Here is a 24737-nt window from a genome sequence, read left to right as displayed (position 1 = left end):
TCCTTGCCCGCATTAGCTGTCACAGCTTGCTGATTTCACATTGTTTTTCCACCATTATTTCGTTTCTCATTCTAAAAATTAATGCCTCTCATACGCATTGCTCATGGGATTGAAAATAAGCCTATACAATTACCCTGTTCAAATATTACAAAACGCTTATTTTTAATTTGCCGGCTTTTCTCTAAATCATTAACGCTTTTGCGCTTGGCGAAAACGGAAGGGCTTGAGTAAGCTCGATCCGACGCATGCCGCGCGCCAGCCCCGCCCCCCGGCCCCACGCTCCTGAGCCCAGGCCGCGCCGCCAACGCATCTTCCTGATCCGCAAGCCTTATTCGGCCCTATCATTCCAATATGCGGACAGAATCCGGCCCGGTTTTCCGGGCCGCGCGACCAGCGGCGGAGGGACGCCCTGGAAACGCGGCCCGCCGCCGGATGGATGTCCGCGGCAAGCGGCGACGCCGGCATGCGCCAGCAGGTATCGATGGGACGACGCCTGGCATCCACACGGCGGGCTAGGCGCCCGCCCCAAGAGCGAGAAGAAAAGATGAAGAAACGAGTCGTTGCAAGCGCTGCCGCGCTTGCTCTGGCTGCGGCCGGCCTGGCCGGCTGGTATGGCTCCAGGACGAGCGCCGCCGCGTCCAAAACCGCGGCGCGCCCGCCGATTGCCGTTGGCATCGCCAAAGTGGCGGCGGAGGATCTGCCGATAGAACTGAGCGCCACCGGCAATGTCACCGCCATTGAAAAGGTGGAGGTCAAGCCGCAGGTGTCCGGCGTGGTGGCCAAGGTCCACGTCAAGGAAGGCCAGAGCGTGAACCCGGGCCAATTGCTGTTCACGCTGGACGCGGCGGCGGAAACCGCACAGCTGAAAAAGGCTCAGGCGCAGACGCTCAGCGACCAGGCCCAGCTGAAAAACGCCGAACGCGACCTGGCGCGCAGCCGCGACCTGCTGGCGAAAAACTTCGTCTCGCAAAGCGTGGTGGACGCCAACCAGTCCAAGGCCGATGCGCTCAGCGCCACCGTGGCCGCGGACCGCGCCCAGGTGGAGGCGGCCCGCGTGGCGCTGGACTATAAAACGCTGCGCGCCTCCATCGGCGGACGCATCGGCGTGATCGGCGTCTATCCGGGCACCCTGGTGCAGCCGGGCATGGCCGCGGCGATGCTGACCATCACCCGCATTCATCCGATCAACGCCACCTTCACCCTGCCCGAGCGCGAACTGGGCGCGGTGCGCGCCGCCGAGGCCGCCGGCAAGCTGCTGGTGCGCGCCACGCTGCCGGACAGCGGCGACAGCGTGGACGGCAAACTGGTCTTCATCGACAGCGCGGTGGACAGCGCCAACGGCACGCTGACGCTGAAAGCCGAGTTTTCCAATCCGGACGGCAAGCTGTGGCCGGGCCAATTCGTCACCGTCTCGCTTAACGCCGGCCGCTACCGGCAGGCCACCACCATTCCGGTGGCGGCGCTGCTGACCGGGCCGGAAGGCAAATTCAGCTACGCGGTGCAGGCCGACGGCAGCGTCAAGCGCGTGCCGGTGGAACTGCTGGCCATCCATAAGGAAAAAGCCGTCGTCAAAGGGCTGAGCGTAGGCGAGGCCGTGGTGTCCAACGGCGGCCTCAACCTGCGCCCAGGCGACAAGGTGCGCGCGGCCGCGGCCGGCGGAGGCCAGTGATGCAAATCTCCGAGCTCTGCATCCGCCGTCCGGTGATGACGGTGCTGCTGTGCCTGTCCCTGGTGGTGGCCGGCCTGATCGCCTATCAGAAACTGCCCATCGCCGCGCTGCCCAGCTTCGACACCCCCACCATCAACGTTTCCGCCAGCCTGCCCGGCGCCAGCCCGGACAGCATGGCCTCCTCGGTGGCCGCGCCGCTGGAAAAGCAGTTTTCCACCATTCCCGGCATCGCGGTGATCAGTTCGTCCAGCACCCTGGGCAGCACCTCGATCACGCTGGAGTTCGACAACGACCGCAATATCGATCTGGCGGCGGTGGACGTGCAGGCGGCGCTGCTGCGCGCGCAGCGTTCTCTGCCGACGGAAATGACCTCGACGCCGTCCTACCGCAAGGTCAATCCGGCGGATTCGCCGGTGCTGCTGCTGGCGCTCAATTCACCGGCGATGTCGCTGTCCGACCTCAACGACTACGCCGAAAACTGGATATCGCCCAATATCTCCACCCTCAAGGGCGTGGCCCAGGTCAATATCTTCGGCCAGAAGCGCTACGCGGTGAGGATCAAGGCCGATCCGGGCAAGCTGGCCTCGCGCAATCTGACACTGGACGACGTGGCCGCCAGCATCCGCGCCGCCAACGTCAACACCCCGGTGGGCACGCTGGAAGGCAAATCGCAGCTGATGACGGTGGAAGCCAACCGCCAGCTGCAAAACGCCGCCCAGTTCGCCAATCTGGTCATCGCCAGCCGCAACGGCCTGCCGGTGAGGTTGTCCGACGTGGCCGCGGTGGAAGACAGCGTGGAAAACCTCAAAAGCGGCAGCTGGGTCAACGGCGAGCGCTCCATCGTGCTGGCGGTGATGCGGCAGAGCGACGCCAACACCGTGGCGGTGGTGGACGCCATCCGCAAGGAACTGCCGCAATTGCAGGCGCAGTTGCCCGGCTCGGTACGGCTGAACCTGCTGAACGACCGCTCGCAGTCCATCCGCGAAGCCATCCACGACGTCAAGCTGACCCTGCTGCTCACCATCGCGCTGGTGATCATGGTGATCTTCATGTTCCTGCAGCGCATGGCGGCCACGGTGATCCCGGCGCTGTCGCTGCCGATCTCGCTGATCGGCACCATCGCCCTGATGTACTGGCTGGGCTACAGCCTGGACAATATCTCGCTGCTGGGCATCACGCTGGCGGTGGGCCTGGTGGTGGACGACGCCATCGTGATGCTGGAAAACATCGTCCGCTACATCGAGGAAGGACTGTCGCCGATGGAGGCGGCGCTGAGGGGCTCGCGCGAGATCGCCTTCACCATCGTGTCGATCTCCTTGTCGCTGGTGGCCATCTTCATTCCCATCTTCTTCATGCAGGGCGTGATCGGCCTGCTGTTCCATGAGTTCGCCGTGGTGGTGTCGCTGGCGGTGCTGGTGTCGGCGGCGGTGTCGCTGACCCTGATCCCGCTGCTGTCCTCGCGCTTTCTCAGCGCCGACTCGATCGGACACCAGGCCCGGCGCGGCCGGCTGGCCGCCGCGCTGGAAGGCGGCTTCGACGCGGTGCTGGCCGGCTATCGCCGCACGCTGGACCTGGCGCTCAAGCATCGCCGCCTGACCCTGGCCGGCGCGCTGTCCACCTTCGTCCTGACCGCGCTGATGTTCAACGGCATTCCCAAGGGCTTCTTCCCCACCGAGGACACCGGCCAGATCATGGCCAGCACCGAGGCGGCGCAGGACATCTCCTACGAGGCCATGCTCAAGCTGCAGCAACGCGCCGCGGCCATCACCCAGGCCAATCCCAACGTCGCCTTCGCCACCTCCTCGCTGTCCGGCGGCAACACCGGCCGCATGTTCATCCAGCTCAAACCGCGCGGCGAGCGCGCCAAGCTGGACCCGACCATGGAAAGCCTGCGTCGCGACCTGCGCGCAGTGCCGGGGCTCAGCGTCTATCTGAACCCGACGCAGAACCTGCGCCTGGGCGGACGCCAGAGCAAGAGCCGCTACCAGTACACCTTGCAAGGCATTCAGGCAGAAAGCCTGAACACCTGGTCCGACAAGCTCTTGCAGCAGATGCAGGCCGATCCCATCTTCCGCGACGTGACCAGCGATTCCCAGCTCAAGGGGCTGCAAGCCAAGCTGAACATAGACCGCGACAAGGCCAATCTGCTGGGCGTGGACATCCAGAGCATACGCAGCGCGCTGTACAGCGCCTTCGGCGAACGGCAGATTTCCACCATCTACACCGCCAGCGACAACTATCAGGTCATCCTGCAGGCGGACGACCCGTTCAAGGTCAACGAGTTCGACTTCTCGCGGCTGCGCGTGCGTGCCGCCGACGGCCAGCTGGTGCCGCTGTCCAGCATCGCCTCGGTGGAGCGCACCGTCGGCCCGATCTCGGTCAACCACCAGGGCCAGTTGCAGGCGGTGACGCTGTCCTTCAACCTGGCGCCCGGCATCCCGCTGAGCCAGGCCGATCAACACCTGCGCCAGCTCAAGGACCGCATCTCGCTGCCGCCCTCCATCGCCACCAGCTATAGCGGCGACGCCGCCGCCTTCGAGGAAACCCAGGGCAGCCAGATCCTGTTGCTGGGCATCGCGGTGGCGGTGATCTACGTGCTGCTGGGGGTGCTGTACGAAAGCTATATCCACCCGCTGACGATTCTGTCCGGCCTGCCCTCCGCCGCCATCGGCGCGCTGGGTACGCTGATGCTGTTCGGCCAGGAACTGACCGTGATCGCCAGCATCGGCATCCTGATGCTGATCGGCATCGTCAAAAAGAACGCCATCATGATGATCGATTTCGCGCTGGAGGCGCAGCGCAAACAGGGCATGTCGCCGGAGCAGGCCATCCACGCCGCCTGCCTGCTGCGTTTCCGGCCCATCATGATGACCACGCTGGCGGCCTTGATGGGCGCTTTGCCCATCGCGCTGGGCCTGGGCGCCGGCGCCGAGTTGCGCCAGCCCTTGGGCCTGGCGGTGGTGGGCGGCCTGGTGTTCTCCCAGGTGGTCACGCTCTACATCACCCCGGTGCTCTATCTGTACTTCGACGCGCTGGCGCAACGCCACGCGGCCTGGCGGGAAAAACGGCGCGCGCTGCGCGCCTGACGCGACAAGGCCCGCGCCGGAGTCCGGCGCGGGCCTTGCTCTAAAAGTCTCACGAGCAAAAGCGAGACAAGGCGAATAAGCCGCGCCCTCCTTGCAATCCCCCTCTAGCCGGGCATAGTGCAATCATTGCTATCAAGTACGGGGAGGCAGACCATGGCCAATCTGATCGTGCGCAATATCGACGATGAAGTCGCCGCAGAGCTCAAACGTCGCGCGGCGGCCCACGGCGTCAGCGCCGAAGCCGAGCATCGTCGCATTCTGCGCAGCGCCTTGCTCGCTCAACCCAAACGCCGCAGCTTTGCCGAAGTCCTGGCCAATATGCCCGACGTGGGCGAAGACGCCGACTTCGAACGCAGCCGGGAATAGGCTGTGTATCTGGTGGACACCAATATCGTCAGCGAAGCTCGCAAAGGCGGCAAAGCCAATGCAGGCGTGCTCGCCTTCTGGCGATCGGCGGACACGGACAGCCTCTATCTGTCCGCCATCAGCGTGGGGGACATTCGCCGCGGCATCGAGAATCTCAAGCACCGCGGCGACCTCAAGCAGGCCGGCCTGCTGGAACAATGGCTGGACACCATCACCCAGGAATTTTCCCAACGCATTCTGAACTTCGATGCCGATTGCGCCCAGGTATGGGGCAAGTTGATGTCCCCTCATCCCCAGAACGCCGTCGACAAGCAAATCGCCGCCATCGCGCTGATCCACGACCTGACGATCGTGACCCGCAATAGCGGCGATTTTGCCGGCACCGGCGTCAAACTATTGAACCCGTTCGCTCCGATCTAAAAAGCTCAGCCCTGGCGCAAGCGCTTGATCGCCTCCTCGGCGTCGCGCGGCGCGCGCTTGTCCGGGCAGGCCAGATCGCGCAGCGAACGGCGCAGCTTGTCGTCGCGCTCTATCTTGCGCCACACCGCCTTGTTGGAACGGATCCAGTTTTTATCGATGCTGTTGCCAAAAGCGTAAGCGCGGTAGCTGCCCTCATTGCACAGCAGGCCCTCGAAACTCAGGTTCTCGCCGCCGGCCGGGCTTTTCACCCGCACGATCATCCGCACCACGCCGTCCTCGCCCGCGCTCAGGGTCTTGGCGTCGACGAAATACTGATTGACCTGCAGATTGTCGGTACTGACCGCGATCCAGTCCGGCTGCGCCGGATACGGCGGCAACTGGTAATCGCCCTCCTGCCACGGCACCTCCGGCGCAAAATCTATATTCTTCTTGATCTTGTTGTCGGCCAGCGCCGGCTGCGCGGCGCTGAGGGCCAGCACGATGATGGCGGCAAAGGTCTTCAAATCACTACTCCTCGTCAACGCGCCGGGGCCGCGCTTGGCTGGCCCGGACGCAAAGTGAAACGGCGGCGGCCGGTTTCCCTGCCGGCCAGGCCCCAACTCAATTCCGAAAACTGCATATCGCCGCGCGCCGACACCGTCAGCAGCATGGACGCGCGCGTGCCGTAGTCGCGGCCCTTGATGAAGATGGGCGACAGCACCCGCTCCAGCGCGGAACCGATGCGGGTGTTCGGCAACTGTCCCGGCGGCGCCGGCGTGCCGTCGGACAGGGCGATGAAAGCCTGATCCTCGGTGGGCACGCGCTGAAACTCGCGCAAATACTCCGCCAGCCGCTCGCTCTTGAACCACGGCGTGTCCAGCGTGGCGTTGGACAAGGTGTGAATGCCCGGCGTCACCCGGGCGATCTGGCCGCCGCGGCTGTGGAAATGAAACAGATCCGAGGTATAGCCGAACAACAGGTTAAACGGCGCATAGCGGCCTTGCTCGGCGCGCAGCCAGTCCGCGAAGGCGAACGGGTCCTCGTCGCCGGCGACGAAACGCTCCACCAGTTCGCCGCGCGAGCGCTCCGCCTTGACCGGATGGCCGTCGCGGATATTGGTCACCGCGGCGATGCGGCCGCGGCCGTCCACCATCAGCCAGCCGCCGCCGGATTCGGCGTCGCGGCCGCCCAGCGTATTCTGATATTGCGGCCACCAATCCAGCGGCTCAGTCGGACGCGCATAGTATTCGTCCCGGTTGGCCAGCAACACCAGCTGGCCCAGTCCGGGGGTCTTGTAGGCAAAAGCGATCACGCACATGATGAAGACCGATTTGAGGATGGCTTGGCGACTCGCGTAAACTTAGGGTTTAGGGAGCAGCCGCGGACAGTTCCGACCAGGCCTGTATTCCGCTCGATGTCCGCCTCGCGTCGGCGATGCGGCCTTGAACGGGTTCCAAGCGGCCGTGCTTCCCTCCATTGTAACTGATAAGGCTGAGGAAGCCGGACCATGAATTTCGACAAGACCATAGACCTCTCCGGCCTCAACTGCCCGCTGCCCATCCTGCGCGCCAAGAAGGCGCTGGCGGAAATGGACAGCGGCGCGGTGCTGGAGGTGATCGCCACCGATCCCGGCGCGCCCAAGGACTTCGAAGCCTTCTGCCGTCAGACCGGCAATGCGCTGTTGACCTCGGACACCACGGCGGAAGGCAAATTCCGCATGGTGCTGAAACGGAAATAATTTCGATGGCTCGAAGCCTGTTTACCCGCTCGCCAGCAAAGGCGAGACCAGGCGAAAGCGGCTGAAGAAGCGGAATGCACATAGCGTACATGAGCATTCTGAAGAGACTTTCAACGCCGTATCGCCGACGCGCAGCAGCTTGTAAACAGGTTCTTTTTGGCCGCCGCCTTTTTCACCGCTACCCGCAGGCAAGACCATGACGCAAACCCTGACCCTGATCCGCCCCGATGACTGGCATCTGCACGTGCGCGACGGCGCGGCGCTGGCCGCCGTATTGCCCGACACCTGTCGCCAGATGGGCCGCGCCATCATCATGCCCAATCTCAAGCCGCCGGTGACCACCGTGGACGCCGCCGCCGCCTACCGCGAGCGCATCCTGGCCGCGCGCCCGGCCGGCAGCCGCTTCGAGCCGCTGATGACGCTCTACCTGACCGACAACACCTCGCCGGCGGAAATCCGCAAGGCCAAGGCCAGCGGTTTCGTCCACGCGGTCAAGCTCTACCCGGCCGGCGCCACCACCAATTCCGATTTCGGCGTGTCCGACGTCAACAAGGCCATGCCGGCGCTGGAGGCCATGGCCGAGGCCGGGCTGCCGCTGCTGGTGCACGGCGAAGTCACTGATCCGGCCATCGACGTGTTCGACCGCGAAGCGGTGTTCATCGAGCAAGTGTTCCAACCGCTGCTGGCCAAGCTGCCCGCGCTGCGCGTGGTGTTCGAGCACATCACCACCCGCGACGCCGCCGAATACGTGGCCGCCGCGCCGGACAACGTCGCCGCCACCATCACCGCCCACCACCTGCTGATGAACCGCAACGCGCTGTTCGTCGGCGGCATCCGCCCGCATCATTACTGCCTGCCGGTGCTCAAGCGCGAGCTGCACCGCCAGGCGCTGCTCAAGGCCGCCACCAGCGGCTCCGCCAAGTTCTTCCTCGGCACCGACAGCGCGCCGCACGCGCGCCACGCCAAGGAGAGCAGCTGCGGCTGCGCCGGCATGTACACCGCCAACGCCGCCATCGAGCTGTACGCGGAGGCCTTCGAGGCCGCCGGCGCGCTGGACCAGCTGGAAGCCTTCGCCAGCCTCAACGGCCCGGCCTTCTATCGCCTGCCGGTCAACGAGGAGCGCGTGACCCTGGCCAAGCAGGCGTGGACCGTGCCGGACACGCTGCCCTACGACGGCGACGCGCTGGTGCCGCTGCGCGCCGGCGAGAGCATTGCCTGGAAGCTGCTGGACTAAGAAGCTGTTTACGATCTGCTGCGCGTCGGCGATACGGCGTTGAAAACAGACTCTTAAAGAGCAATGGCGAACAACACCCGGTCCCAGCACCGGTCTGTTGTCCGCCGCGCCGCCTCAATCGTCGCGGGTCAGCACTTCCAGCAGCTCGATCTCGAACAAGAGATTGGAATTGGGCTGGATGCGGGCGCCGATCTGGCGCTCGCCGTAGGCCAGATGCGCCGGCACGTACAGCCGGCGCTTGCCGCCCGCCTTCATGCCCATCAAGCCCTGATCCCAGCCCTTGATCACGCGGCCGGTGCCGATCACGCACTGGAACGGCCGTCCCTTCGCGTAGGACGAATCGAACTCGGTGCCGTCCTCCAGCCAGCCGGTGTACTGCGTGGTGATCAAGGCGCCCTTGACCACCTCCTTGCCCGTGCCCTCCACCAGATCGGTGATGTGCAGTTCATCGCTCATATGGCTTCCTCGCCTTCAATCTGCCGCGGATGATAGCGGACTCGTCCCGCCGCGGCGAGCCCGGCTCGCCGGCCGGCGCGGTAGTCGCGCGTAAAACTTTTTCTACAAATATATTAATCATTAAATGCAATTCAAATACTACAAGGACAAACTTTCCCATTTGACATACATCATGACAAATCAGTAGGATGCAAACACTTGAGAACGGCTGATCCCATACAAAATAGCCGTCGGAGAAATAGCAGGAGCCGTCAGGCCAACGCCCGGGAAAGTATTCCAAGCGTGGCAGGCAGGCCAGGAGAACCCCTATGTTGCTGGATTTGCCATGGCAGGACCTGAGCGCCATCTTTGCGGCGGTCACCATTGCTTACGTGATTTTCGGCGTGGCCGGTTTCGGCACCGCCCTGGTCGCCAGCCCGGTGCTGGCCATTTTCATCCCGGTGGCCAAGATCGTGCCGCTGCTGGCGCTGATGGATATGTTCGCCGCCTTCAGCAACATCCTGCGCGACGGCAGCAAGGCGGACCTGGGCGAACTGAAGCGGCTGATCCCGCTGATGGTGGCCGGCAGCCTGATCGGCGCCGCCATCCTGCTGAAAACCCGGCCTGACGCGCTGCTGCTGGCCTTGGGCGTGTTCGTGGTGGCCTACTCGCTGTATTCGCTCAGCGGCCTCAGCCCCAAGCGGCAATTCCAGCCCCGCGCGGCGGTGCCCTTCGGCCTGGTGGGCGGCGTGTTCAGCGCGCTGTTCGGCAGCGGCGGCTTCATCTACGCCATTTATCTGTCCGGCCGCATCGAGCAGAAAGAACATCTGCGCATCACCCAGACCACGCTGATCGGCCTAAGCACCCTGACCCGGGTGGTGCTGTTCGCGCTGGCCGGCGTTTATATGGACGCCTCCCTGCTGCTGCTGGCGCTGATCCTGGCGCCGGCCATGTTGTGCGGGGTGTTCGCCGGCCGACACATCACCCTGCGGCTGACCCGCGAACAATTCATCCGGGTGATCAATACCGTCGTCCTGTTTTCCGGCATCGTCCTGCTGGGCCGTTACTTCAGCCACTGAGCGGCCCCACTACTCAATACCCGCCGTAGCCATCCGCCGGCCGCGACCACGCGCGGCCGCGCCCATGGCGTCGATTCTCTCATCCCTGACGGGAGGGCGTCGTGTCGCCCGCAGTCCGGGAATGTGTTTGCTGCTCTTAAATGACGATGAGGAGTGCCAAGTGAATCATGCTGCATTGAACGAAATGATGACGCCGGAGGAGTACCTGGCCAGTCTCAACGATGGCCGCGAAGTCTACATCTACGGCCAGAAAGTGGCGGACGTCAGCCGGCACCCGGCTTTCCGCAACAGCGCTTACTCGATGTCGCGGCTGTACGAGGCGCTGCACCATCCGGACAGCCAGGAGCTGATGACCGACATCGATCCGGAAGGCTATCGCACCCACCGCTATTTCATGCCCAGCCGCTCCTGTGAGGACTTGCTCAAGGCCCGCGACGCCATCGCCCACTGGTCGCGGCTGACTTACGGCTTCATGGGCCGCACCCCGGACTACAAGGCCGGCTTCACCGCCACGCTGAAATCCGACCCCCATCTGTACGCGCCCTTCCACGACAACGCGCTGAACTGGTATCGCCAGAGCGCGCGCAAAGTGCTGTTCCTCAACCACGTGCTGGTGAACCCGCCGGCGGGCCGCGCCCGCGCCGCCTCGGAGATGCGCGATCTTTACCTGCACGTGGAGAGGGAAACCGACGCCGGCATCATCGTGCGCGGCGCCAAGATGGTGGCCACCAGCGCGGCCATCTCCAACGCCACCTTCGTCGCCCAGAACAGCGCCGCCCAATACCAGGCCGGCGGCGAGGAGGACTTCGCGCTGTGCTTCATCCTGCCGATGAACGCGCCCAATCTCAAGATCATCTGCCGCCGCTCTTACGAGGCCGCGGCGCTCAGCCCCTTCGACAACCCGCTGTCCAGCCGCTTCGACGAAAACGACTCGGTGCTGATCTTCGACGGCGTGTTCGTGCCCTGGGAAAACGTGCTGATCTACCGCGACATCGAGCGCGCGCGCAGCTTCTATTCCGCCTCCGGCTTCCTCAACCGCTATCCGCTGCAATCCGGCACCCGGCTGGCGGTGAAGATGGATTTCATCTGCGGCCTGCTGGCCAAGGTGCTGGAATCCAACGGCAGCGACGGCTTCCGCGGCGTGCGCGCCCGGCTGGCCGACATCGTGGCGCTGCGCAATCTGATGTGGTCGCTGACCGAATCGCTGTGCCACAACCCGGAACCGCGCCGCGACGGCTCGGTGGTGCCGCGGCTGGAAGCCGCCGCCACGGTGCGCTATTTCGGCACCCAGATGATGTCCCAGCTCAAACCGGTGTTCAACACCATACTCGGCGGCTCGCCCATCATGCAGGTGTCCAGCTGGCTGGACCTGGCCAATCCGGAACTCAAGGACCTGATCGGCTGCTACTTCCAGGGCACCGATCAAGAGGCGGTGGACCGGCTCAAGCTGATCAAGCTGCTGTGGGACGCGCTGGGCAGCGAGTTCGGCGGCCGCCACGAACTGTACGAGCACAACTACGCCGGCAACAACGAGCAGGTGCGGCTGGACATGCTGCGCCACTGCGAGAGCAGCGGCGTGCTGGAGCAATGCCGCGCGCTGGTGGACGACTGCATGGCCGACTACACGCCGGACGGCTGGGCGCGTCCGGGCTGGCAGTTCGACGGCGCTTGCCGCGACCGCGCGTGAACCGGACCGGAAAGGAGGCAAGCATGCTGTACGCAGGCAAATGGGACCGCGCCGGTCTGGACTACCAGGCCTTGAAAAACCAATGGCACGTGGTGGCGCGCGCCGACGAAGTCAGCGCAGAACGCCCCAAGGCGGTGCGGCTGCTGGGCGAGGAACTGGTGCTGTGGCGCGACGGCGCCGGCCAGATCCACGCCTGGAAGGACTATTGCGGCCACCGCGGCGCCAAGCTGTCGCTGGGCTGCGTCAAAAAGGGCGAGATCGAATGCCCGTACCACGGCTGGCGCTTTGACGCCGGCGGCCAATGCACGCGGGTGCCCGCCCACCCGGACCAAGCCACGCCCTCGTCGGCGCGGCTGATCTTCCGCCACCACGCGGCCGAACGCTACGGCCTGATCTGGGCCAGCCTGGACGCGCCGCAGCGGCCGCTGCCGGTGTTCCCGGAATGGGAGGACGACAGCTTCCGCAAGGTCTTCGCCGGCCCCTATCGCTATATGGGCAACGCCTTGCGCTCGGTGGAAAACTTCCTCGACGCCTCGCACTTCCCCTTCGTCCACGCCAATCTCAACGGCGACCCGGACGCGCCGGAGCCCTTGCCGGACTACCAGGTGTTCAAGGACGAACACGGGCTGCGCACCTCGGAAATCTCGGTGTTCCAGCCCTACGGCGACCACCGCGGCATCCCGGTCACCGCACGCTACACCTACTCGGTGTTCAACCCCACCACCGCCTACTTCGTCAAGAAGACCGGCGACACCGAGCGCTTCTGCACCTTCCTCAACGCCACCCCGGTGGACGAGGCCGAGTGCGTGATCTGGCTGATCGTCGCCATCAACTTCGGCGCCGACTTGAGCGAGGAAAAAATCCTCTATCGCCAGGACATGGTGTTCGAGCAAGACCGGCTGATCGTGGAGTCGCAGCGCCCGGCGCGGCTGCCGCTGGACCTCCAGCAGGAAATGCATGTGCGCAGCGACCGCTTGGGCATCGAATACCGGCGCTGGATTAAGGAACTGGGTCAGCGCGCCGACGCGCAGGACCACGCCGAGCCGCGCGCCGCGGCCTTGCTGAACTGACAGGGAGCAAACGATGGACGCCTTTGAACCCCGCCGCCTGCAACTGGCCGAGCGCGAATCCAACGCCCGCACCTACGCGCGCGGCATAGACCGCGTGATCAGCCGCGGCGAACTGGCCCGAGTCTACGACAGCGAGGGCCGCGAATACCTGGACTGCTTGGCCTGCGCCGGCGCGCTGCCGCTGGGCCACAACCACCCCTTCGTCCAACAGCGGGTGGCCGATTTTCTGCAATCCGGCCAGCTGCAGCAGGCGCTGGACATCGCCACCCCGGCCAAGCTCGCCTTCGTGGAACAGCTGTACCAAGCGCTGCCGGCCGCCTTCGCCGAACACGCCAAAGTGCAGTTCTGCGGCCCGTCCGGCTCCGACGCGGTGGAAGCCGCGCTCAAATTGTTCAAGACCGCCACCGGCCGCCGCCCGGTGCTGGCCTTCCAGGGCGCCTACCACGGCATGACCATGGGCGCGCTGGGCATGATGGGCAATCTGGGGCCGAAACAGGCGGTCAGCGGCTACCCGGCGGAAATCCAGTTCCTGCCGTTTCCCTACGCCTACCGCAGCCCCTTCGGCGCCGACGCCGCCGACACCGAGCGCCTGTCGCTGGCCTATCTGGAAAACCTGCTGTCCGACCCGGAAAGCGGCGTAGGCAAGCCGGCCATGCTGCTGGTGGAACCCATCCAGGGCGAAGGCGGCTGCATTCCGGCCAGCGCGGAATGGCTGCGCGGCCTGCGCGAGATCACCGCGCGCCACGACGTGCCGCTGGTGATGGACGAGGTGCAGACCGGCTTCGGCCGCAGCGGCGACATGTTCGCCCATGAGTGGGCCGGCATCGTGCCGGACGCCGTCATCCTGTCCAAGGCGGTGGGCGGCGGCTACCCGCTGGCCTTGGTGGCCTACCACCGGAAATACGACCGCTGGGCGCCCGGCGCCCACGCCGGCACCTTCCGCGGCAACCAGATCGCCCTGGTCAGCGGCGCGGCCACGCTGGAATACCTGCGCCGGCCCGGCGTGCTGGAGCAGGTGCGGGAAGTGGGCCAGCTGCTGCGCCGGCGCTTGCAGGCGCTGCAAACGCGCTTCTCCTGCATCGGCGAGGTGCGCGGCCGCGGCCTGATGCTGGGCGTGGAACTGATAGACCCCAACGGCGCGCCGGACGCGCTGGGCCACCCGCCGGCCAACGGCCTGCTGGCCAAGGCGCTGAAACGCGCCTGTCTGGAACACGGCCTGATCCTGGAGAGCGGCGGCCGCCACGGCGCGGTGATGCGGCTGCTGCCGCCGCTGATCATCAGCGCCGACGACGCGGAGGACATCGTCCGCCGTTTTGAAACCGCGCTGGCCAGCCTGTGGCCCGCCGCCCCGGCCGCCGCGCACGCCCCGGCCGCAATGGCATTCTGAACCCTGGAGCGACAGCATGACGCACACCGTACACGACATCATCGGCATCGGCTTCGGCCCCGCCAACATCGCGCTGGCCATCGCGCTGGAAGAACTGGCGCCGCAGCTGTCCGTGCGCTTCCTCGAGCGGCGGCCTTCCGCCGCCTGGCAGCCCGGCATGCTGCTGGAAGGCTCGGACATCCAGAACCACCCGCTGCGCGACCTGGTCACCCCGCGCAACCCGCGCAGCCGCTACACCTTCACCAACTTCCTGCACGAGCACAACCGGCTCTACGAGCACCTGAACCTGCCGCTGCACTACCCGCTGCGGCTGGAGTACGCGCAATACGTCAGCTGGGCCGCCGGCTGCTTCCAGCACCTGGTGGAATACCAGCGCGAAGTCATCGACATCCTGCCGGTCAGCGACAGCGACGGCGCGCTCAGCCATTACCGCGTGCTCTGCGCCGACGGCCGCGAATACCTGGCGCTGAGCGTGGTGCTGGCGCCGGGCCGCACCCCCAACATCCCGGAACCGTTCCAGCGCGCGCCGGACCCGCGCGTGGTCCACCTCAACCACTACCTGCCGGCGCTGGAACGATTGAAAGCCAAGGGCGGCGGCCGGGTGGCGGTGATAGGCGGCAGCCAGAGCGCGGTGGAAATCCTGCTGCACGCCAGCGCCGAGCCGGCGCTGACGCGGGTAGTCGGCGTCACCCGCAACTTCGGCTACCGTCAGAAAGACACCAGCCCCTTCTCCGACGAGGTGTATTTCCCCGCCTTCGTCGACGCCTTCTTCGCCGCCAGCCCGGAACACAAGACCCGGCTGCGCCAGGAACTGGTGTTCACCAATTATTCGGCCGCCGACATCGACGTGCTCAACCAGCTCTACGTCAAGCAATACGCCAACCGGCTGCAAGACAAGGACAGCCTGGCCCTGCTCACCTGCATGGACACCGAGGCCTGCGAACCCGGCGCCGACGGCGTCACCCTGCGGCTGCGCCACTTCCTGGGCGGAGAAATCGTCAGCGAAACCGTGGACCTGGTGATCTTGGCCACCGGCTTCCTGGACCTGGGGCGCGGCCCCAAGCGTGAACCCTGGCCGCGCGTATTGGAAACGCTGGCGCCGCAGCTGTGCGCCGAGCGCGACACCGTGGACATCGCGCTGGACTACCGCGTGCGCCTGCAGGGCGAGGCCGACCGCGGCGCGCCGCTCTACCTGAACGGCCTGTGCGAATCCTCGCACGGCATGGGCGACGCCGGCTCCTTCAGCCTGCTGGCGCTGCGCTCGCAGGCCATCGTGCAATCGCTGACGGCGCGGCTGGAACAAGGATCGCGGCATGACGGCGCCCGCGCTTGAGGCCTTGCTGAGCGCCGCCAGCGGCTGGCAGGCGCGCGCGCCGCGGCTGCTGGCGGCCAAGGCCGACGCGCTGCCGGTCAGTTGCGAACTGGCGGTGATAGGCGCCGGCCTCACCGGGCTGTCGGCGGCGCTGGCCGCCGCCGAGGCCGGCTGCTCGGTGGTGGTGCTGGAGGCCGACGCCGTCGGCGGCGGCGCCACCGGCCGCAACTCCGGCTTCGTGGTGCCGGTGCCCGCGCGCTGCGGTCCGCCGGAACTGCGCGCCTGGCTGGGGCCGCAGGCCGACGGCTATCTGGCCGGCCTGAGCGAGGCCGCGGCCGAACTGCTGGCGCTGCCCGAAGCCAGCCCGGTGCGCAAAGGCTGGATGCAACTGTTCGCCGCCCCCGGCTCCGCGTCGGCCGCCGCCCTGGCCTGGCGCAGGCTGGGCGTGCGCGCCCGCGCGCTGGACGCCGAGCAGGCGCAAGCCCTGACCGCCGCCGCCGGCTACCACGGCGGTCTGCTGTTCGAAGACGGCGGCCAGATCGACCCGCTGGCGCTGGCGCGCGGCCTGGCCGAACGCTGCCGCCGGCGCGGCGTGGTGCTGCTGGAGCGCTGCCCGGCCAAGCTGGTGGAAGCCAGCCCGCGCGACGGCATGCACGTGATCCGCACCCCGCGCGGCAGCCTGCGCGCCGGCCGCGTGCTGATGGCGGGCAACGCCTACAGCCGCGACGGCGTCGCCGAAGTCGCCCGCCACAGCGTGCCGCTGACGCTGGCGCTCGGACAGTTCGAACTGAGCCCGGAACAACAGGCGCGGGTGCTGCCCGCCGACATCCCCTTCTCCGACAACCGCCGCGACATGTGGTTTTTCCGCAAAATGCCGGAAGGCCAATTGCTGACCGGCCTGTTCGCGCTGCGCGCCGACGCCGAAGCGGAGCAATACGCCGCCGCCTTGCGCCAGCGCGTCCGCGCCGTCTTCGGGCTGGAGCTCGACGCCGCGCCGCGGCTATGGGCCGGTCAGGTCGGCCTCACCCCGTCCGGCCTGCCCAGCCTGCGCCGCGTCGGCGACGGCGTGCTGGCCTGGACCGGCTGCAACGGCCGCGGCCTGGCGCTGTCCTTCATGCTGGGCCGAACCCTGGCGCGCCAGCTGATAGGCGCCGGCCCGGCCCTCTTGCCCTTCAACTCGCGACCGCTGCGCGGCCGCGCGCTGCTAAAGTGGATGGCCGAAACAGCCATCGCCCACGACCGCCGCCGGCGCGCCCGGCTCGCGCAGACCGAAGCGCCTACGCAAAAGGACACCCTCCAGTGAGTTCATGCGCCTTCCATTATCAGGAATACTGCTGTAGCCGCCCCGAGCTGATAGACCGGATGATCGCCCGCTACCCGCTGGCGCTGATCAGCAGCGAACACCAGGGCCGGCTGCACGCCAGCCACATCCCGCTGTTCCGCGTCGCGGACCGCAGCCTGTTCGGCCACGTCGACCGCCGCAACCCCCAATTCCAGGGCCGCGGCCGCTTTCCCGCGCATCTGGTGTTCATGGGCCCGCAAAGCTATATCCCGCCGGAAGCCTACCGCAGCCGGCTGCTGCCCACCTGGAACTACGTCGCCGTGCATATGGACGTCGAAATCGAAGTGCTGGACGACCTGGAATCCGCCCGCCGCGCGCTGAGCGACACCTGCGAGCGGCTGCAGCCGCCGCAAGCGCCGTTCCAGTACGAGGCCGCCGATCCCCGGGTGATCGCCAACGCGCCGCACATCCTCGGCCTGCGCGTCCATGTGCTGCGCGAGGAAGGCCGCTTCAAGCTATCGCAGGATAAAAAACCGGAAGACCAGCAGGCGGCGCTGGACCATCTGCTGCGCCGCGACGAAGCCGGCGAGCGCGCGCTGCTGGACGCCTTGCTGCGCTTCGCCGAAACCGCGGAGCCGGCGCATGGCTGAACCCTCCGCCCTGAGCCGACGCTTCATCGATCAGGGCGTCGTGCTGGACCCCGGCCAGCGCCGCGCCGCCGACGCGCTGGACGCGCTGCGCCTCCAGGCGCGGCCCGGCCCCGCCTGGCCGCTGCGCCGGCCGGCGCCGCAAACCGGCGCCTATCTATGGGGCGAGCCCGGCCGCGGCAAGACCATGCTGATGGACGGCCTGTTCGCCTTGTCCGCCGAGCCGGCGCAGCGCATTCATTACCACCAGTTCCTGCGCGATCTGCACCGCGGCCTGGCCCAGGCCGGCGGCGAACAAGCCAACTACCTGCCGGCGCTGGCGCGGCGCGTCGCCGCGCAAAGCCGTTTGTTCTGCCTGGACGAATTCCATCTGCACGACATCGCCGACGCCATCCTGATGGAGCGCTTCCTGACCGTGCTGCTGGAAGAGCGGGTGCGGGTGATCCTGACCTCCAACTACGCGCCGGAACAACTGCTGCCGGACCCGCAGCTGCACCGTTACGCGCTGCGGGTGATCGCGCTGATCCAGCGCCATATGCAAGTGCTGCACCTGGACGGCGAGCGCGACTACCGCTACCGCGAAGCCGCCGCCGGCGAACACTATCTGCACCCCTGCGGCGCGGACACGGAACAACACCTGCGCCGGCTGCTGCAAGAACAGGGCCGGACCGTCGGCCCCGCCGCCGCCGTCTCCCTGTCCGGCCGGCCGCTGCCCGCGCGGGCGCATAGCCCGGACTGCGTCTGGTTCGATTTCGAAACCCTCTGCCTGGGCCCGCGCTCGCATCTGGATTACCTGGAAATGTCGGAACGCTGGCACACCGTGGTCGTCTCCGACATCGTCCAGGCGCAGCTGAACAAGGCGGACGGCCTGCGCCGCTTCATCTGGCTGGTGGACGTGCTCTACGACCGCCGCCAGCGCCTGCTGCTGATCTCGGAACGCCCGATCGAAACCATGTTGCGCGAAATCACGCTGTCGGCGGACACCCACCGCACGCTGAGCCGGCTCGCCGAAATGCAATCCGCCTCCTTCGCCGCCGCCACCGCCATCGAAATGAGCCCCCTATGCCAATAGTCAGAATCGAAGACGCCGCCGCGCGCACGCCGGCCCAACGCCAAGCCATCGTCCACTGCGTCTACGACGCGCTGCGCGCCGTGTTCGGCGTCAGCGACGAAGAGCTGCAAGCGCGCTACCAGCGCTACGCGCCGGAAGACCTGCTGCCGCCGGGCGGCGATCCGGACTACCTGCACATCGAAATCACCGTCTTCGCCGGCCGCAAGCCGGAAACCAAGAAAAAGCTCTACGCCAGGCTGGCCGCGGATCTGGCCGCGCTGCTGAACATCGCGCCCGCCTCGGTGCTGATCCTGCTGCGTGAAGAAGCCGCCGACAACTGGGGCATGCGCGGCGGCCAGGCCGCCAGCGAAATCGATTTCGGCTACGCCATCGCCGTCTGACGATGGGCCAAGACCAGCAGGCCCTGCGCCAAACCCTGGGCAGCTTCGCCACCGGCGTCGCCGTCGCCTCCGTCCTGGACCCCGAGCGCGGCCCGCTGGGGCTGACCATCAACGCCTTCAGCGCGCTGTCCCTGGAGCCGCCGCTGATCCTGTGGTGCCTGCGCCGGCAATCGCGCGCCGCCGCCAGCTTTCTCTCCGCCGATCGCTTCGGCATCCAGGTGCTGAGCCGGCAACAACTGGACCTGTGCCGACTGTTCGCCGGCCCCGATCTCGACGAGCGCAAGCGCGCCCAGTTCACGCTGCGGCGCCACGGCGCGCCGCTGATCGACGGCGCCGCCGCCTGGCTGGCCTGCCGCCGCAAAAGCCATTACGAAGAAGGCGACCACCTGATCTTCATCGGCGAGGTGCTGGAAACCCATCACGACCCCGCGCGCCAGCCGCTGGTCTACTGGCGCGGCCGCTACCATCAAACCCATCCCCTAGCCCCTCTGGAACCGCAAACATGACGCAAAACAGCAAACACGTCCTGCGCAGCCTGATAGCAAGCCGCTCCGGCCTGCTGGTGCCCGGCGCCTACAACGCCCTCAGCGCGCGCCTCGTCGAAGACCTCGGCTTCGGCGCCCTCTATCTGACCGGCGCCGGACTGACCAATATGCAGCTGGGTCTGCCCGACCTGGGCTTCGTCGGCCTGAAGGAAGTGGCGGACCAGACCGCCGCCATCCGCGACGCGGTGTCCATCCCCATCATCGTCGACGCCGACACCGGCTTCGGCAACGCGCTCAATGTGCGCCGCGCCGTGCGCGTGCTGGAACGCGCCGGCGCCGACGCCATCCAGCTGGAAGACCAGGTCCTGCCCAAGAAATGCGGCCATTTCGCCGGCCAGAGCCTGATCAGCGCCGCCGAAATGTGCGGCAAGCTTCAGGCGGCGGCGGACGCGCGCCAGGATGAGAACCTGCTGATCATCGCCCGCACCGACGCCTGCGCGGTGGACGGCATAGACGCCGCCATCGAACGCGCCGGCCGCTACGCCGAGGCCGGCGCCGACGTGCTGTTCATCGAAGCGGTGCGCGAGCTGGACGACATCCGCCGGCTGCCGGCGCTGTTCGAGCGCCCCTTGCTGATGAATATCGTCATCGGCGGCAAGACCCCGGCGCTCAGCGCCGCCGATCTGAAAGAACTGGGCTACGGTCTGGTGCTGTACGCCAACGCCGCGCTGCAAGGCGCGGTGCTCGGCATGCAGCGGGCGCTGGGCGCGCTGTCCCGCGACGGCATTCTGCAAGAAGACCCGCAACTGGTGGCCCCGTTCGCCGAACGTCAGCGCCTGGTCAACAAGCCGCTCTACGACGAACTGGACGCGCGCTACGGCGCGGCCGGGCGGGAGTGAGCGCGGCCGGGCCGCGACGAAGGGCGGGCGCCCAGCCCGCCCGTCTATTGGATTTCGTCCTTGATGAAATACAGCTCGTGGTCCGACTTCAGACCCAGCTTCTTGATCGCGGCCTGTTTCTGGCCGCTGATGGTCTTGATACTCTTGGAGAACTTGTCCGCGATTTCGCTGACCGTCATGCCTTCCAGAAAACAGCGCAGCACCTCCAGCTCCCGCGGCGACAAGGCGGACAGGCGGACCACCCGGTCCATCGCGTCCGGCGCATGCGTGGAACTGTCGGCGGGCACGCTGTCCGCCTGCTGGGCCTGCGCCAATTCCAGCGCCATTTCCGCGGTCAGATACACGCGCCCGGACGCCGCCACCCGGACCGCCCGCACCAGCTCGTCCAGATCCTGCTGTTTGCCGACGAAGCCGCGCGCGCCGGCCCTCAAAGCCAGGGACACCGTGGCCGTGTTGTAATAAGAGGACATGATCAGGATCACCACCTCGGGAAAACGCGCGCGGATGGCGCGGATCAGGTTCAAACCGTCCATGTCCTGAGGCTGCAGCGCGTAATCCAGCACCAGCACGTCCGGCCGCTCATGATTCAAGGCCGCCAGAAAAGAGCGGCTGTCGCCGAAGCTGCCCGCCAAGACGATATCGCCCTCCTGCGACAATCTAAAGCCCAAGCCCTGTCTGACCACCTCGTGGTCGTCCAATAACATCACTTTGATTTTTCTTTTCTTCATTCCTCCTCCATGGCGATAAAAATCACTTCAGCATCAATTCAAACTCCCGCTCTTTGAAAAGCACGTCCCAATATAGCATGCGCCGTCAGCGCGCCGCAGCCGGCCCCTCTCTCTTTCAAAACCCGCCGCAATATTTCAAGCGCCAACTTTGACCCATGATAAAACAAGGTAAAACAATAAGACGCCGGACACCAATATCATGCAATAAAATCAAGCAAAATAAATATTTCTCAAAAGATCAAAATACAAAAACATACTCTGCGCGCGCAAACGCGCTTGCGCGCCGGATTGATAAAAAATGCTAAATGCCCGGACAAATCGGCGTCAACAAGACCATTCTCAAAGCCGGGCGTTCGCTAAGCGCTTATTTCCCAGGTAAAATAAGCCGCATGCAATTAACCGCCTTCCAGAACGCCGCATCGCCAAAACGGCCGGACCGACTATAATGCCCAAGAAAACACAGAAAAGACGGCGGCCGCATGGCAAACAATACAGCTAAGCAATCTATTACCCCCTTTGCCGCCCCGCCCCTGCGCCCGCTCCTTAATACCGCGTTTCACGCCCTGCTCTGGTCCGCGCTGTTTATTATCTGGCTGGGCGCGTCCAGCGCGGCCAGCCAGGCGGAGCCGCCGTCCTATACCGCGGAAGAAATCGCCTGGATCAAACAGCACCCCACCATCTACTATTCCATCGATCCCTACTGGCCGCTGGAATATATTGAAAACGGCAGCCACAAGGGGCTGAGCTGCGCCTACCTGAAAGCCATTGCCCAAAAGAGCGGCCTGCGGTTTCAATTAGTCGCCGCGGCGAACACCCAGGACATGATAGGCAAGTTGAAAAGCGGGCAGATCTATCTGGCCACCATGGGCGCGACGCAGCTGATTCCCAAGGAATATGGCATACCGCTGCTGAATAGCCAGCCCTACGCCTCCACCGCCACCATCATCATCACCAAGGCCGGCGCCGAAGGCTTGTTCAACCCGTCCCAACTGGAACGCAAGGCCGTCGCGGTCAAGGGCGGGGGCGGTTATGAGCAGTATCTGCGCGCGCACTACCCTTATCTGCAACTGGTGTTGATCAACGACCCGGTGGCGGCCTTGAAGGCCGTCGCCGACGGCAAGGTGTTCGCCGCCATCGGCGCGGAAATCGTGTTCCGCCCGGTGTTGCAGGGACGCTTCCCCAAAACCCTGCAAATCTCCGGCACCATGCCGGAAATGTTCACCGGCCTGAACATCAAGGTGGCGCAGCAATATCCGGAGCTGCGCTCCATCATCGACAAGTCCCTGCTCCAGCTCAGCCCGTCCGAGACCGACGAGATTTTTGACGATTGGGTCGCCGACATCGACTTCGGCAAACCGTCAATGCATCAGATCAGCCGCTACTACCTGCCGGAAATCCTGCTGGTGATCTGCGTGCTGTCGGTGATGGTCTTCCTGTTCACGCAGGCCCGCTGGGCCAAACGCCGGGCGGTGGCCAGCGAGGAGGCGAAGTCGAAATTCATCGCCATGATGAGCCACGAAATCAGAACGCCGATGAATGCGATACTCGCCGCCATCGAACTCCTGCAGCAAACCCGGCAAAGCAAGCAGCAGCAGGAGCTCGCCGCGCTGGCCGGCTCCTCCGCCCTCAATCTGCTGGAGTTGCTGGACGATGTGCTGGACACCGCCAAGCTGGAAGCGCGGCATCTGGCGCTGGAAACACTGCCCACCGATCTGCTGGAGCTGGCCAGAGGGATCAGCGACAGCCAGCGCCTGAGCGCCAGCCGCAAAGGACTGGAACTGACCCTGGCCGCGGACGGGCTGGAAAACCGCCTGTTGATCCTGGACCCGTTGCGCATGCGTCAGATCATGACCAATCTGCTGTCCAACGCCATCAAATTCACCGATCGCGGCGAGGTGGCGCTCTTGATGCAGTTCAATCTGCAAAGCGCCAAATCCGGGAAGCTTCTGGTCACGGTGCGCGACACCGGCGTCGGCATCGCCAAGGCGCAACAGGAAAAACTCTTCCGCGCCTACAGCCAGGCGGAACGCTCCACCAGCCGCCGCTACGGCGGCAGCGGCCTGGGCCTGAGCATCTGCAAGCAATTGATCGAGCTGATGGGCGGCAGCATTCTGCTGGAGAGCGCCGAGGGCAAGGGCACCGCCGTCAGCTTTGTCCTGCATGTCGATGTCGCCGAACCCTCCGCCGCCGACGCGCAGGCCCCCGTCTCCGGACCCGCGCCCGACGCCCTGCCGCCGCAACGCCTGCTGGTGGTGGAAGACATGGAGGTGAACCAGCAGGCCATCCGCCGGCAGCTCGCGCAGCTGGGCTGCGACGCCGTCATCGCGGAAGACGGCCAGACCGCCTTGCGGCTGCTGCGGCAAGGCGAAGCCTTCGCGATGATCCTGATGGACTGCAATCTGCCCGGCATCGACGGCTACGAAACCGCCAGGCGCATCCGCCAGTTGGAGGCGGAACGGAATCTGACCTTCACCCCCGTCATCGCCATCTCCGCGATCACCGATCTGGCGCACAAAAACCGCTGCATCGCCAGCGGCATGGACGGCATGCTGTCCAAGCCGCTCAGCCTGCGGGATATCGAGGACATATTGCGTTTGTGGTTGACGACGGAAGGCGCCGCGCCGCCGCCGCTCGCCCTGCCCGCCTCGGCGCTGGACCTGGCCCGGCTGTACAGCCGCAGCGCGCGGCAGGACCTGCTCCAGTTCCGGCAAGCCGCCGCCGACCAGCTGCCGGACATCATGCTCCACCATGTGCACCGGCTCAAAGGCGGCGCGCTGACGGTGGGCGCGGAGCCCCTGGCGCGGCTGGCCGCCCGGATGGAGCACGCGCTGCGGACGGAAGGCGAGCGCCCGGAGGAGGAAGCGCTGCTGGCCTGGCATCGGGAGTTCGAGCAGGCCCTGGCGCAATGGCGGCGGCAAGAAGCGCCCGAGGACGACGCCTAAAGCCGTTCAAAGCCTCGCAAGCAAGGACGAGACAAGGCCTTGCGGCGGAAGAAGCGGAATGGCCGGACGGCGCATGGGCGTTTCGAAGCGGTTTTCAAGGCCGTATCGCCGACGCGCGGCAGATCGTAAACAGGCTCTTAGCCCTGCTCGCCCGCGCACTGATCCACCACCACCCGGATCTCGTCGCCCAGGCCCACCCGCACCAGCGAGCGCCCCGTCAGCGGCGCCAATCGCGCCGCGCTGCCGGGCGCCTGTATCTTGGTGCTGCCGGTTTTGCCGCCGCAGGCCTCGTCCTGCAGCAGCCAGAAGGCCGCGTTGCCGGTATTGCGCAAAACACCGTGATCCAGATGGAAGTCCAGATAGGCCGCGCGCGGCCGGACAATCAACACGCTGCCCAGCGCCAGCGGATAATCCGCCCAAGCCCCGGCCCGGCGCGCGCCCTGCGCGCCGGCCGCCGCCTCCTCCACCACTTGCAAACGATAGTAGCGCTCCCGCCCCTCCATCGCCGCGCCGCGGTAACGCAGCTTGATCGCGCCGCTGGCGCCGGCCTTCAAGCTCAAACGCGTCGGCGCCGCGTCCACCGTGGCCGGTTCGGCGTCCTCGCCCGCGCCGGCCTCCAGGCCGGCCAAGGGCCGCAGAACGATGCGGTAGCTGTGCGGCTGCCGGGAATCGTTTTTCAACTCCACCCGCATCTCGCTCCGGTCGGCGTCCAACTCGATCACCGGGGCCATCTGCAAGGACCAGGCCGACATCGCCGGCAAGGCGCACAGCAGCGCCGGCAAGGCCTTTCGCATATTCATGAACATCTTCGTTTCCTTCCGCCGACGCGCGGACCGAGAC

24 protein-coding genes are annotated in these 24737 nt (G+C 66.1%); 18 read left to right on the top strand and 6 right to left on the bottom strand.

Annotation, left to right across the window (positions count from 1 at the left end):
• Positions 1-544 precede the first annotated feature (544 nt).
• From ACODSD_RS00985 to ACODSD_RS00970, 4 genes are all read left to right on the top strand, one after another.
• On the top strand, positions 545-1669 hold the full coding sequence (locus tag ACODSD_RS00985; protein WP_488876595.1) for an efflux RND transporter periplasmic adaptor subunit: 1125 nt from the start codon (positions 545-547) through the stop codon (positions 1667-1669).
• Positions 1669-4755, top strand: coding sequence for an efflux RND transporter permease subunit (locus ACODSD_RS00980; protein WP_235085976.1), 3087 nt, complete (start codon positions 1669-1671; stop codon positions 4753-4755). Before ACODSD_RS00985 ends, ACODSD_RS00980 begins: the two co-directional genes overlap by 1 nt.
• Before the next feature lie 153 nt (positions 4756-4908).
• Complete coding sequence (locus tag ACODSD_RS00975; RefSeq protein WP_019103136.1) at positions 4909-5121, top strand: FitA-like ribbon-helix-helix domain-containing protein; 213 nt, start codon at positions 4909-4911, stop codon at positions 5119-5121.
• 3 nt (positions 5122-5124) lie between these two features.
• Complete coding sequence (locus ACODSD_RS00970) at positions 5125-5541, top strand: type II toxin-antitoxin system VapC family toxin (protein ID WP_235085974.1); 417 nt, start codon at positions 5125-5127, stop codon at positions 5539-5541.
• Between the two features lie 5 nt (positions 5542-5546).
• On the opposite strand, the gene ACODSD_RS00965 is transcribed toward ACODSD_RS00970, so the two are convergent.
• Together ACODSD_RS00965 and ACODSD_RS00960 are read right to left on the bottom strand one after the other, a co-directional pair.
• Entirely contained in the window at positions 5547-6044 is a 498-nt protein-coding gene (locus ACODSD_RS00965) for a CNP1-like family protein (RefSeq protein ID WP_488876594.1), read from the bottom strand.
• 14 nt (positions 6045-6058) lie between these two features.
• The gene (locus ACODSD_RS00960) at positions 6059-6838 is read right to left on the bottom strand and encodes an NRDE family protein (protein ID WP_107800874.1); all 780 of its coding nucleotides are present in this window, start codon (positions 6836-6838) and stop codon (positions 6059-6061) included.
• A 189-nt stretch (positions 6839-7027) separates the two neighbouring features.
• Between ACODSD_RS00960 and ACODSD_RS00955 the strand changes: the two genes are divergently transcribed.
• Entirely contained in the window at positions 7028-7258 is a 231-nt protein-coding gene (locus ACODSD_RS00955; RefSeq protein WP_043589636.1) for a sulfurtransferase TusA family protein, read from the top strand.
• Between the two features lie 21 nt (positions 7259-7279).
• Here ACODSD_RS00955 and ACODSD_RS00950 read toward each other — a convergent pair whose 3' ends face one another.
• Complete coding sequence (locus ACODSD_RS00950; protein WP_488876593.1) at positions 7280-7456, bottom strand: hypothetical protein; 177 nt, start codon at positions 7454-7456, stop codon at positions 7280-7282.
• On the opposite strand from ACODSD_RS00950, the gene pyrC reads away from it, so the two are divergent.
• Entirely contained in the window at positions 7455-8492 is a 1038-nt protein-coding gene (gene pyrC, locus ACODSD_RS00945; protein ID WP_227105456.1) for a dihydroorotase, read from the top strand. The two genes, ACODSD_RS00950 and pyrC, sit on opposite strands and share 2 nt — an antisense overlap.
• A 114-nt stretch (positions 8493-8606) precedes the next feature.
• On the opposite strand, the gene ACODSD_RS00940 is transcribed toward pyrC, so the two are convergent.
• Positions 8607-8948: an FKBP-type peptidyl-prolyl cis-trans isomerase gene (locus tag ACODSD_RS00940; RefSeq protein ID WP_107800876.1), complete on the bottom strand. Its 342-nt coding sequence runs from the start codon at positions 8946-8948 to the stop codon at positions 8607-8609.
• Between the two features lie 308 nt (positions 8949-9256).
• On the opposite strand from ACODSD_RS00940, the gene ACODSD_RS00935 reads away from it, so the two are divergent.
• From ACODSD_RS00935 to ACODSD_RS00885, 11 genes are all read left to right on the top strand, one after another.
• A complete protein-coding gene (locus ACODSD_RS00935; protein ID WP_048413068.1) occupies positions 9257-10006 on the top strand; it encodes a sulfite exporter TauE/SafE family protein in 750 nt (249 codons plus the stop codon).
• Positions 10007-10166: 160 nt separating this feature from the next.
• The gene (locus ACODSD_RS00930; protein ID WP_199225936.1) at positions 10167-11693 is read left to right on the top strand and encodes a 4-hydroxyphenylacetate 3-hydroxylase family protein; all 1527 of its coding nucleotides are present in this window, start codon (positions 10167-10169) and stop codon (positions 11691-11693) included.
• A gap of 23 nt (positions 11694-11716) precedes the next feature.
• On the top strand, positions 11717-12763 hold the full coding sequence (locus tag ACODSD_RS00925) for an aromatic ring-hydroxylating dioxygenase subunit alpha (protein ID WP_235085969.1): 1047 nt from the start codon (positions 11717-11719) through the stop codon (positions 12761-12763).
• Positions 12764-12776: 13 nt separating this feature from the next.
• Complete coding sequence (locus tag ACODSD_RS00920; protein ID WP_107800880.1) at positions 12777-14150, top strand: diaminobutyrate--2-oxoglutarate transaminase family protein; 1374 nt, start codon at positions 12777-12779, stop codon at positions 14148-14150.
• Between the two features lie 16 nt (positions 14151-14166).
• Entirely contained in the window at positions 14167-15483 is a 1317-nt protein-coding gene (locus ACODSD_RS00915) for a lysine N(6)-hydroxylase/L-ornithine N(5)-oxygenase family protein (protein WP_107800881.1), read from the top strand.
• Complete coding sequence (locus ACODSD_RS00910) at positions 15464-16765, top strand: NAD(P)/FAD-dependent oxidoreductase (protein WP_488876592.1); 1302 nt, start codon at positions 15464-15466, stop codon at positions 16763-16765. Before ACODSD_RS00915 ends, ACODSD_RS00910 begins: the two co-directional genes overlap by 20 nt.
• On the top strand, positions 16762-17394 hold the full coding sequence (locus ACODSD_RS00905; RefSeq protein ID WP_227105466.1) for an FMN-binding negative transcriptional regulator: 633 nt from the start codon (positions 16762-16764) through the stop codon (positions 17392-17394). Before ACODSD_RS00910 ends, ACODSD_RS00905 begins: the two co-directional genes overlap by 4 nt.
• On the top strand, positions 17387-18463 hold the full coding sequence (gene zapE, locus ACODSD_RS00900; RefSeq protein ID WP_488876591.1) for a cell division protein ZapE: 1077 nt from the start codon (positions 17387-17389) through the stop codon (positions 18461-18463). The genes ACODSD_RS00905 and zapE overlap by 8 nt, the downstream gene beginning before the upstream one ends.
• On the top strand, positions 18454-18843 hold the full coding sequence (locus ACODSD_RS00895; protein WP_107800885.1) for a tautomerase family protein: 390 nt from the start codon (positions 18454-18456) through the stop codon (positions 18841-18843). Before zapE ends, ACODSD_RS00895 begins: the two co-directional genes overlap by 10 nt.
• Positions 18844-18845: 2 nt before the next feature.
• Positions 18846-19349 carry a flavin reductase family protein gene (locus ACODSD_RS00890; RefSeq protein ID WP_107800886.1) on the top strand — a complete coding sequence of 168 codons (504 nt, stop codon included), beginning with the start codon at positions 18846-18848 and terminating at the stop codon, positions 19347-19349.
• Complete coding sequence (locus tag ACODSD_RS00885) at positions 19346-20227, top strand: isocitrate lyase/PEP mutase family protein (protein WP_488876590.1); 882 nt, start codon at positions 19346-19348, stop codon at positions 20225-20227. Before ACODSD_RS00890 ends, ACODSD_RS00885 begins: the two co-directional genes overlap by 4 nt.
• A gap of 44 nt (positions 20228-20271) precedes the next feature.
• Here ACODSD_RS00885 and ACODSD_RS00880 read toward each other — a convergent pair whose 3' ends face one another.
• Positions 20272-20955 (bottom strand): response regulator transcription factor, encoded by a 684-nt coding sequence (locus tag ACODSD_RS00880; RefSeq protein ID WP_107800888.1) that lies wholly within the window; start codon positions 20953-20955, stop codon positions 20272-20274.
• 479 nt (positions 20956-21434) lie between these two features.
• On the opposite strand from ACODSD_RS00880, the gene ACODSD_RS00875 reads away from it, so the two are divergent.
• Positions 21435-23897 carry an ATP-binding protein gene (locus ACODSD_RS00875; RefSeq protein ID WP_488876589.1) on the top strand — a complete coding sequence of 821 codons (2463 nt, stop codon included), beginning with the start codon at positions 21435-21437 and terminating at the stop codon, positions 23895-23897.
• A gap of 137 nt (positions 23898-24034) precedes the next feature.
• Here ACODSD_RS00875 and ACODSD_RS00870 read toward each other — a convergent pair whose 3' ends face one another.
• A complete protein-coding gene (locus ACODSD_RS00870; RefSeq protein WP_488876588.1) occupies positions 24035-24697 on the bottom strand; it encodes a fimbria/pilus periplasmic chaperone in 663 nt (220 codons plus the stop codon).
• Between the last annotated feature and the right edge of the window lie 40 nt (positions 24698-24737).

The organism is Chromobacterium sp. FG22 (assembly GCF_057809415.1).
The sequence above is the reverse complement of the archived record's forward strand: the minus strand, read 5'-3'. Positions and strand labels throughout refer to the sequence as shown.